This window comes from Magnetococcales bacterium (genome assembly GCA_015231925.1).
In the GTDB taxonomy this organism is placed as follows: domain Bacteria; phylum Pseudomonadota; class Magnetococcia; order Magnetococcales; family JADGAQ01; genus JADGAQ01.
Window position 1 is genome coordinate 1 of sequence record JADGAQ010000170.1, and the last position, 9305, is coordinate 9305.

Sequence of the window (9305 nt, forward strand, 5' to 3'; positions counted from 1 at the left end):
TAATCGCCCCCGGACCCCCGTATTAATGAACGAATGAAACAGAAATGGAATAAAGCGCCTTTCGGGACCTTATGCGGATTGGTTGGTGTGTATGGTTTCCTCGCAGATATGGCAGGCAAGAGTTGGTTTGGACGAAATTCTCACTTCTATGGACCCTGATTTTGCCAACTCCGGACTAAAAGTAACCAGTGTGGTGAGACTTTCTCGGTTGGCCGTGCTTGACGAACATGTATTTGTTGGTTGCCTGGGTGCCATCGAAAGGGAACGACTGGATCGAATGCGAATTCGTCTTTCAGATTGGATCATCAAGGAATGAGTTCGAGTATTTGTTATGATTCAAACTGTTTAAATGTAAAAAATTAACAGAATTTGTTTTGTTTGATTTTATCGTGTTTCGGTCGTCATCCATCATTAGGAATGCAACGTGATCAAGTGGCTGGTGGTGGCTGGATTTCTGCTTGCGGTTTGCGCAGACGCCGGTGAAAAGCGTGTTTCGGGTCGGGAGGAGGGTGGTGGGAGCGTTGCCGTCGGGGTGCGTCCGGTGGAGGCGCTGTTGTTGCCCCGCAAGCTCGATGCCCCGGCCCGGGTGGTGGGGCTGAAGGATGCGCGTCTGGGGCCGGAGGTGGCGGGCACCGTCTCCGAGATCCTTGTGGAGGTTGGGGACCGGGTCACCTCGGGTGCGCCGCTGGTCCGCCTGGACGGTTGGGAATATCGCGCCGCGTTGGCCCAGCTCGATGCCGCCTTGGCCGAAGCCCGTATTCGTCGCGATCTGGCGGGGCGGCAGTTGGAGCGCATGCGGCAGTTGCGCAGCCAGGGGCAGGGCACCGCCGAGCAGCTCGACAGCCGCGAAGCGGAGTCGCAGGCCCTGGGGGCCGGGGTGAAACGGCTGGAAGCGGAGCGGGAGCAGACCGCATTGCGTCTCGACAAGTGCCAGCTCAAGGCCCCCTTCTCCGGTGTCGTCGTGGAAAAAAGCGGCATGCCGGGCCAGTGGGCCGCTCCCGGAACGCCGTTGCTGCGTCTGGTGGACGATGGCGCGGTGGAGGTCTCCGCCGATCTGGATCGCGAGCAGGCGGCCAGTTTGAGCCGCATTCGCAAGGGAACGCTGCAGGTCGGCGGTCAGAGCCATCCCCTGACCCTGCGCAGTCTGCTGGGCCTGGAGCGGGAGGGACGTCGCACCCGTGAGGCCCGTTTCACCCTGGACGCCTCCCCCAAACCGGCTCCCGGCGTCACCGGGCGCCTCTTCTGGGAGAGCGCCGCCGCCACGCTGCCCTCCTATCTGCTGGTCAAGCGGGACAATCGCCTGGGACTCTTTCTCCTGGAGGGCGACATCGCCCGTTTTCATCCCATCCAGGGGGCTGTCGAGGGGCAACCCGTTCCCTTCGATGACAGCCTCGCCGGACGCCGCGTGATCACCGACGGGCGGGAGGGGCTGAGCGACGGGCAATCCGTGTCAACCGTTCCCTGAGCCGCTCCATGTTGCGCATCCTTCTCAAAAATCACGTCTTCGCCAACCTGGCCTTCTTCCTGATCCTGGTGACCGGGTTCATCGCCTATCACCTGCTGCCCCGGCAGCAGGATCCGGAGATGAACTTCAACTGGATCAATATCCTGACCCTCTATCCCGGCGCCTCGGCGGAGGATGTGGAGAAGCTGGTCACCGACCCTCTGGAAGAGGCGCTGGAAAAGGTGGCCGATATCCGCTTCGTGGCTTCCAGCAGTCGGGAGTCGAATTCCAACATTCTGGTGCGTTTCCGGGATGTGGAGGAGCGGGTCTACGACAAACGGGTGGCCGATCTGCGCCGGGAGATCCAGAACAAGCAGCGGGAACTGCCCACGGAGGTGGAAGACCCGGTGATTCTGGAGATCACCAGCTCCAACGGCTTCCCGGCGGCGATGCTCGCGGTGGTGGGCCAGGAGGATGACGAGAACCTGCGGCGTCGGGCGCGGCAGGTGCGCAAGGAGGTGGAACGCCTCTCCGGGGTGGACAAGGCCAATCCGCTGGGGCTCAACGATGCGGAAATTCAGGTGCGTTTCCGTCCCGAAGCGGTGGCCCAGGCGGGTTTGACGCCGACGGCGCTGGTGGAGGGGATTGCCGCCCGGCTGCGGGACCTGGCCGGAGGCCAGGTCGATGTGGAGGGGGTGGGTTGGTCCCTGCGTTATCAGGGGCAGTCGGCGGACCCGGCGGAGATCGCCCTCTGGCCGGTGGTGGGGGCCGAGGGGGAGATCCCTCTGGGGCGTCTCGCCGAGGTCTCCCGGGGTCGCAAGAAGCCCGACGACCGGGTGCTTTATCAGGGACGCGCGGCGGTGCTGCTGGCGGTTACCAAACGGGAAGGGGCCAACGTCCTGGAGTTGACCGATCGCTTGCGCGATTTCATCACGGAGCGCAATCGTTTGGCCGATCGCACCGGGGTGGAGCTGGTGCTGGTGGATGATCGCAGCCACTTCGTGCGCGAGGTGCTCGCCGTCATGGAGAGCAACGCCCTCTTCGGACTGGTCATGGTGGCCCTGGTGACCTGGATCTTTCTGGGCAGTCGCCTCTCCCTGCTGGTCAGCCTCGGGGTGCCCTTTTCCCTGGCGGGTACCTTCCTGATCCTCCATGCCCTGGGGGAGAGCCTCAACGTCATGGTACTGCTCGGGGTGGTCATCACTCTGGGTATGCTGGTGGACGACGCGGTGGTGGTGGTGGAGACCATCTACGTCCGGCTGCAGAGTGGCCTGTCGGCCCTGGAAGCCGGTGTTGCCGCCCTGAAGGAGGTGGCGATGCCGGTGACCACCTCGGTGTTGACCACGGTGGCGGCCTTTCTGCCGTTGATGCTGCTGCCGGGCATTCTGGGCAAGTTCATGAAGGTGATTCCCATGGTGGTCTGCCTGGGGCTGACCATCTCCCTGCTGGAGGCCTTCTGGATGCTGCCGGCCCATGTGGCGGCCATGAAACTCGACTTTTCCCGCCCCTCCCGGTTGCATCACTCCCGGCAGAGGATGCTGCGCTGGTTGCGAGGCGGTTACACGCGACTGCTCATCGCCTTTTTGCGCCGCAGCCGCCTCTTCTTCGCGGTGGTGCTGGGCATCTTCGCCCTGGCCGGGGGCATGATGGCCAAGGGACTGGTGCCCTTCGAGTTCTTCGCCTTCGATCCCTTCCCCCTCTTTTACGTCAACGTGGAGATGCCGGCGGACAGCACCCTGGCCCGCACCCTGGAGGTCAGTCGGGCGTTGGAGCGGCGTCTGCTGGAACGGTTGCAACCCGGTGAACTCCAGTCCTCGGTGGTTTACGCGGGGCAGCAGTTCACCGAAACCAAACCGATGTTCGGCGACCGCTACGGACAGATTCTGATCAGCCTCACCCCCAAGGAGGGAGCGCACCGTCCCGTGCGGCAGATCATCGATGACATGCGCCCCGTGGCCCGTGCGGTGGCGGGGCCGGTCAACCTGTCGTTTCTGCCCATCTCCGGCGGGCCGCCGGTGACCAAACCCATCAGCGTCAAGGTGCGGGGCGTGGCCTTCCCGGAGATTCTGGCGGGTGTGGAGCGGCTGAAGGAGATCATCCGGGAGATTCCCGGCAGCAGCGACATCGGCACCGACTACGCCTCCGGGCGCAACGAACTGGTGTTGCGACCCGACGGGGATGCCCTGCAGCGGGCCGGTCTGTCGCCGGGCAGCCTGACCCGGCTGATCCGCCTGCTTGGCGACGGCGAAGTGGCCACCTCCCTGCAACACGAGGGCGAAAAGGTGGAGGTGCGGGTACAGGCGGCGGCGGACTGGCGGGATATGGCGGGTTTGTTGGCCACGCCGGTGGTGGTCTCCCGTGGCGAGGGGGGACTCACCACCCTGGGCAGTCTGGCCCGACCCGGCCTGGAACGGGGCATGGAGTCGATCCAGCATTACGACTACCGCCGCACCGTCACCGTGGAGGCCGATCTCAACCAGGAGCAGGGGTACAACACCGTCAAGGCCTATGCCCTCATCAAGAAGGCCTGGGCCGAAACAGCCGCGCAGTATCCGGGGATCGATCTCGATTTTTCGGGGATTCTGGACGATATCGAGGAGAGCCTGGGGGAGATCGCGGTGCTGTTCCTCTTCGGCATCGGCTTGATCTACATGATTCTGGGGGCCCAGTTCAACAGCTATTTCCAACCGCTGCTGATTCTGACCACGGTGCCCATGGCCTTCACCGGCGTGGTTTTCGGGCTCTACCTGGCGGGGTTGCCCCTGAGTCTCTACACCCTTTACGGGGTGGTGGCCCTTTCGGGGGTGGCGGTCAACTCGGCCATCGTGCTGATCGACGCTGCCAACGAACGCCGCCGCATCGGTCTTTCCGCCACGGTTGCCGTGGTGCTGGCGGCCAAACGGCGGCTGGTGCCGATCCTGGTGACCAGCCTGACCACCATCGCCGGCTTGATGTCCCTGGCCACGGGCCTGGGTGGCAAGTCGCTGATGTGGGGGCCGGTGGCCACGGCCATCGTCTGGGGGTTGACCTTCTCCACGGTGTTGACCCTCTTCGTCATTCCGCTGCTCTATCGGGTGTTCATGGAGCCTCGTTCCGGAAGGGGTCGTTAGATGGAGGCCGCCGTGGTGGTTCCGGTGCGGGGCCGACCCGAGCTGCTGCGCGCCTGCCTGGCCTCCCTGGCGGCGCAGCAGGGGGTGACGGGAGGCTTCGAGGTGGTGGTGTGCGATGACGGCTCTTCCGAGGATTTGACGGAAGTTGTCGGGGCGTTTGCGGACCGACTGGTGGTACGCCTGTTGCGCCAACCTCCCCGAGGACCGGCGGCGGCCCGCAATCTGGGGGTGCGGGGCACGCGGGCCCCGGTGGTGATCTTCGCCGATTCGGACGTGGTGGTCGATGGTCGCTTCGTGGCCGGTCTGCTGGCGGCTCTGGCCGCTCATCCCTCCTGGTCGGGGGCGGAGGCGGCTCTCCATCCCCGTGGGGGCGGGGAGGGGCCTTTGTGGGACGCCCCCCGTTCCACGGAGGGTGGTGCCTATCATACCGCCGGCATCGCCTATCGCCGGGAGGCGCTGCTGGCCTGCGGCGGTTTCGACGAAACCTTTCTGCTGCCGGCCTGCGAGGATGTGGAGTTGGCCTGCCGTATGCTAGAGATAGGCCGGATCGGCTTTGTGCCGGAAGCAAAGGTCTATCATCCCAGCCGACGGGTTACCTGGGCCACCCACTGGCGCTGGCGGCTCTTCTGGAAATACGAGCTGATTCTGGCCGTGCGCTACGGTATTCTGGCCTTTCCGGGGCGCCCCGCCGGGAGGTGGCCCCGCCTGCGACTGGCTTTGTCCGCCGTGGCGACCCTGCCCTTGGGGCGATTTCGCAAGGGCTTGGCCGCGTTGTCCAACCATCCCCGGGAGGCTGCCACGGCCTGCCTGCTGGCCTTGTTCGACGTGGTCTGCGGTCTGACCGCTCTTCCCACGCTGTTGACCTGTCGGGTGGAGGAGCGGAAATCCTATTTGCAGGGGGAGTGAATCGTGAATCCGGATGTGGCGGTTATCCTCGTGGCCCATCGCGACTACGCCACACTGGAGTTGGCCGTAACGGGATTTTGCGACCTGGTGGCCGCGCGACGCCAGGTGGTCTTTGTGGACAACGGCTCCGCCGACGGTTTGGGGAATCGACTCAAACGCCGTTTTCCGGAGATCACCGTCCTGCGCCTGGAGCGCAATCTGCATTACTGCGGCGGCAATAACGCCGGCTTGCGCTGGGCCATGGAGCAGGGTTTCCCCTTCGCCCTGGTGGTCAACCCCGATACGGAGGTGGTCGAGACGGGCTTCATCGACACCCTGATGGAGTCGGCGGCCCGCTGGCCACGGGTGGCCTTTTTCGGCCCGCTGGTCTGGTACCGGGAGCGGGGACGACCTCAAAACACCATTTTTCCCTTTCCGAATCTGTCCCATTATCTGTTGAGTTGGTTGCCGGAGCATACCTGGCGTCAGCACAAAAAGATCGTGGTGCCCAACGAAGGCAACTGCGACTTTCTCAACGGGGTCTGCGTACTGGTGCGACTGGCGGCTCTCCGGGACTTCGGGTTGCTCGACGAGGTCATGGGCGGCTATGTCGAAGACGGGGACTGGGCTTACCGTGCCCGGCAACGCGGCTGGCTGAGCCGCTATGTGCCCATTGAGAGCGTCATCCATCACGAAGAGTTGACGGGTTACGCCCATCACGACCTGAAGAGTTTCATGCTCAAGCGCAACACCGTTTACTGGTTCCTCAAACACGGCAAACCCTTTTCCGCCCGTTTTTACGCCGCCGCCAGCGAACTGTTGGCCCGTCTGCGCCTCTGGGAGGCCGGCCCGGAGGAAAAGCCCCTCTACGCCCACTTTCTGAATCGCCTGAAGGCGGTGCATCGCCACCTGTTGCGCGGTGAGGAGCCGGGCGACTGGTTCGGCCCCCCTCTGGGGTCTTGGCAGCCGCCGCGACGGGGGGGAGCGCCGTGAGTCCGTCGGCCTCCTTCGCCCTCTACTTCCTGGTGCTGCTGGCCCTCTTCAATCTGGCCGATTACCGTCAGGCCGAGGTGATCCACTATTCGGCCTACGTCTACGAGAAAAAGGGCCCGGCGTTGTCGGCCTTCTATTTTCTCAGCCATGTGGGGGCGGCCCTGTTTCTGGCGGCGCTGCTGACCAGTCCCTGGAAAACGGTGCGCTATGCCACGGTGCTACTTTGTGTCGTGGCCATGACCTGGCATCGCAGCCACTTTCTGCTCACGGGCAAGCCGCCGGGGTTTTTCGAAATCATGGTGGATCTCTCCGAGGCCTCCTTCGCCTGGCAGGCGGGGCAGGCCTATGCCGTGCAGATCGCCCGAGCCCTGGGCGAGTCGCTGCTGTTGTTGGCGTTGCTGACGGGGTTGGGGCAGTGGCTGGAGGTGACCTCCACCCGCTGGCATCTGGGCCTGGGCCTGCTGGGTCTGCTCATGGCGGTGGCGGTGATCCTCAAGACGGCTGCCGGCACCACCGGTTATCCCTCTCCGGTCAAGGCCCCGGTGCTGGCGCTCTACGCCTGGAAAAACGCCCTCTACCTCGGCGAACGGGAGCCCGTGACCCTGACGCCGGGTGGTGAAACGGCGGCGCGGCATATCCTCTTCCTGGTGGACGAGAGCATTCGCGCCGACCATCTCAGCCTCAACGGCTGGTCCCTGCCCACCACGCCCTATCTGGAGAGCCAAGGCCCCCATCTGCTCAACCTCGGCTATGCCATGGCGGGCGGCAACTGCTCCCAGAGCGCCAACATCATCCTGCAAAGCGGTCTGCGGCAGGACCAGTTGCCGGATCGCGACTTTCGCGCCCTCAAGAATCCCAGCCTTTTCCAGTATGCCCGTCAGGCCGGCTTCCGCACCCACTACCTGGACATGCAGAAGGGGGGCGGGGAGCTGCAGAACTACATGACGCCGCGGGATTTGCCCTTCATCGACCGTTTTTTCCAGCCTGCGGAGGAGTACTTCACCCCGCGCAAGACGCCGCAACGCGACCGGGTGTTGATCGACGAACTGGAGGGGCTTCTGGCGCAGCCGGAGCCGTTGTTCATCTACGCCAACAAGTATGGCGCGCACTTTCATTACGACAACTGCTACCCCAAGAATGCCACCCGCTTTCAGCCCACCATGGGCAAGTCGGGGGTGATGTCCAACAACACCCCGGAGGAGGTGCGCAACAGCTACGCCAACGCCATTGCCTGGAACGTGGACGGCTTTTTCGAGCGCCTGCTGCCGGTTCTGCGGGCTCATCCCGATCTGCTGGTGGTCTACACCTCGGATCATGCCCACGACCTGGGGGTTGACTCCCACATGGCCACCCATTGCAATGCGGGTCCGGTGGCGCCGACCCAGGCGCTGGTGCCCCTGTTGCTGATGGGCAACGGGGTGGGGCGTCTGCCGGTTGCCGACTGGACGGAGGTGGTGCATCGCACCAGCCATTTTCAGCTCTTTCCCACCCTTCTGGTGGCCATGGGTTACGATGCGGAACAGGTGCGGCAACGCTACGGCCCCCTGCTTTGGGAGCCGCCGATGACACCCTTGGGATTCGTTTCGGGGGATCTTTTCGGACGCCACGGTTTTTTCCGCAATCCCTTTCCGGAGGGGAAGGCGCGGCTTGGATTGAGGTGATGTGAATTCGGTGGAAGATTTCTGGAGAATGTGTGATAAACTGTTCCCAAGGATGAATTCCTGAAGAGAAGGAGAGTGGCAATGGCGTTCATCGATATCCGCGAGACGGAAGGGCCTTTTTCCGAACTCATTCGGAAGGTGGCGGGTGGAGAGGAGATCGTCTTTATCGATGGTGACGGACCCGTTGCCAGGTTGATTGCCGCGACTCCCGCGAACAAGACCCGGCAACCGGGCAGTGCCAAGGGGAAGATACTCTACATGGCACCGGATTTTGATGCGCCTTTGGAGGATTTCAAGGAATACATGTAATGCGGATTCTGCTGGATACTCATACCTTTCTGTGGTGGATTGAAGCCTCGGATCGCTTGTCCAGCAAAGCCATGGAGGTCATTTCAGACAGGCACAATACTTGTTATCTAAGTTTAGTAAGCGTTTGGGAGGTGGCGATTAAGATTGGTCTTGGAAAGTTAAGTTTGTCGGAGCCATTGGAGTATTTTATTGGGCAGGAGTTAAAGAAAAACAAGTTTCGCCAACTTGGGATCCGGCTTTGGCATGTGAGTGGAGTGTCCACCTTGCCTCTGCATCATCGTGATCCATTTGACCGGCTGCTCATTTCGCAAGCGCTTATGGAGGGAATGCCGATTCTCTCCGCCGATGAGGTGATTGACGCTTACGGGGTGACCCGGTGGTGGTGATGCTGGCGAAATTCATGCGAATAAGAGTGGATGCCCGATCAGACGCCATCTATCTGGATTTGACTCAGGAGTCGGTCGAAAGCAGTGAGGAAGTGGCCGATGGCGTTATCCTTGATTATGACGCCAACGGGCGTTTGGTTGGAATCGAAGTTCTGGAAGCTTCGAAAAAATCCCGGGATGAAAATGCCCTGCAAAGGCTGGCCGTGGAGATGGGTAACGCTGCTTGACAATGGTCGGTGTTTTCGGCTTGGAATGTCAATGGTGGCTTTTGGCGCAAGAACCTGTCATCATGAACGATCGGGGATGGCCTTTAGGCAGGAAGCGTTGCCATCCAGGGTTCAGGTCCAAGGAGAATGACGATGTTGACAGGATGGAAGAGCGCGCTGATGGGCGCGGCACTGGTGCTGGCGGGACAGGTGGGATTGGCCCAGGCGGAAGAGCAGACGGCTCCCGCCTCCGGAGCCCCCGCCAACTCGGCCAATACGATGGGTGGCCCCGGCATGATGGGTGGCCCCGG

General features: G+C 62.7%; 9 protein-coding genes. All 9 read left to right on the forward strand.

All coding sequences use genetic code 11. From position 1 onward, the window contains the following. Positions 1-424 precede the first annotated feature (424 nt). Complete coding sequence (locus tag HQL56_15555; GenBank protein MBF0310935.1) at positions 425-1465, forward strand: efflux RND transporter periplasmic adaptor subunit; 1041 nt, start codon at positions 425-427, stop codon at positions 1463-1465. 8 nt (positions 1466-1473) lie between these two features. Beyond that, entirely contained in the window at positions 1474-4554 is a 3081-nt protein-coding gene (locus tag HQL56_15560) for an efflux RND transporter permease subunit (protein MBF0310936.1), read from the forward strand. Then, positions 4555-5460: a glycosyltransferase gene (locus tag HQL56_15565; GenBank protein MBF0310937.1), complete on the forward strand. Its 906-nt coding sequence runs from the start codon at positions 4555-4557 to the stop codon at positions 5458-5460. 3 nt (positions 5461-5463) lie between these two features. Continuing rightward, positions 5464-6432, forward strand: coding sequence for a glycosyltransferase family 2 protein (locus tag HQL56_15570; protein ID MBF0310938.1), 969 nt, complete (start codon positions 5464-5466; stop codon positions 6430-6432). Continuing rightward, positions 6429-8093, forward strand: a complete 1665-nt coding sequence (locus HQL56_15575) for a sulfatase-like hydrolase/transferase (protein MBF0310939.1) — start codon at positions 6429-6431, stop codon at positions 8091-8093. The genes HQL56_15570 and HQL56_15575 overlap by 4 nt, the downstream gene beginning before the upstream one ends. A gap of 81 nt (positions 8094-8174) precedes the next feature. Next, on the forward strand, positions 8175-8402 hold the full coding sequence (locus HQL56_15580) for a DUF2281 domain-containing protein (GenBank protein MBF0310940.1): 228 nt from the start codon (positions 8175-8177) through the stop codon (positions 8400-8402). Beyond that, entirely contained in the window at positions 8402-8788 is a 387-nt protein-coding gene (locus tag HQL56_15585; protein ID MBF0310941.1) for a type II toxin-antitoxin system VapC family toxin, read from the forward strand. Before HQL56_15580 ends, HQL56_15585 begins: the two co-directional genes overlap by 1 nt. A 14-nt stretch (positions 8789-8802) precedes the next feature. Next, positions 8803-9015 (forward strand): DUF2283 domain-containing protein, encoded by a 213-nt coding sequence (locus HQL56_15590; GenBank protein MBF0310942.1) that lies wholly within the window; start codon positions 8803-8805, stop codon positions 9013-9015. Positions 9016-9147: 132 nt separating this feature from the next. Further along, on the forward strand, positions 9148-9305 hold a 158-nt coding region (locus HQL56_15595), incomplete at its 3' end, for a hypothetical protein (GenBank protein MBF0310943.1).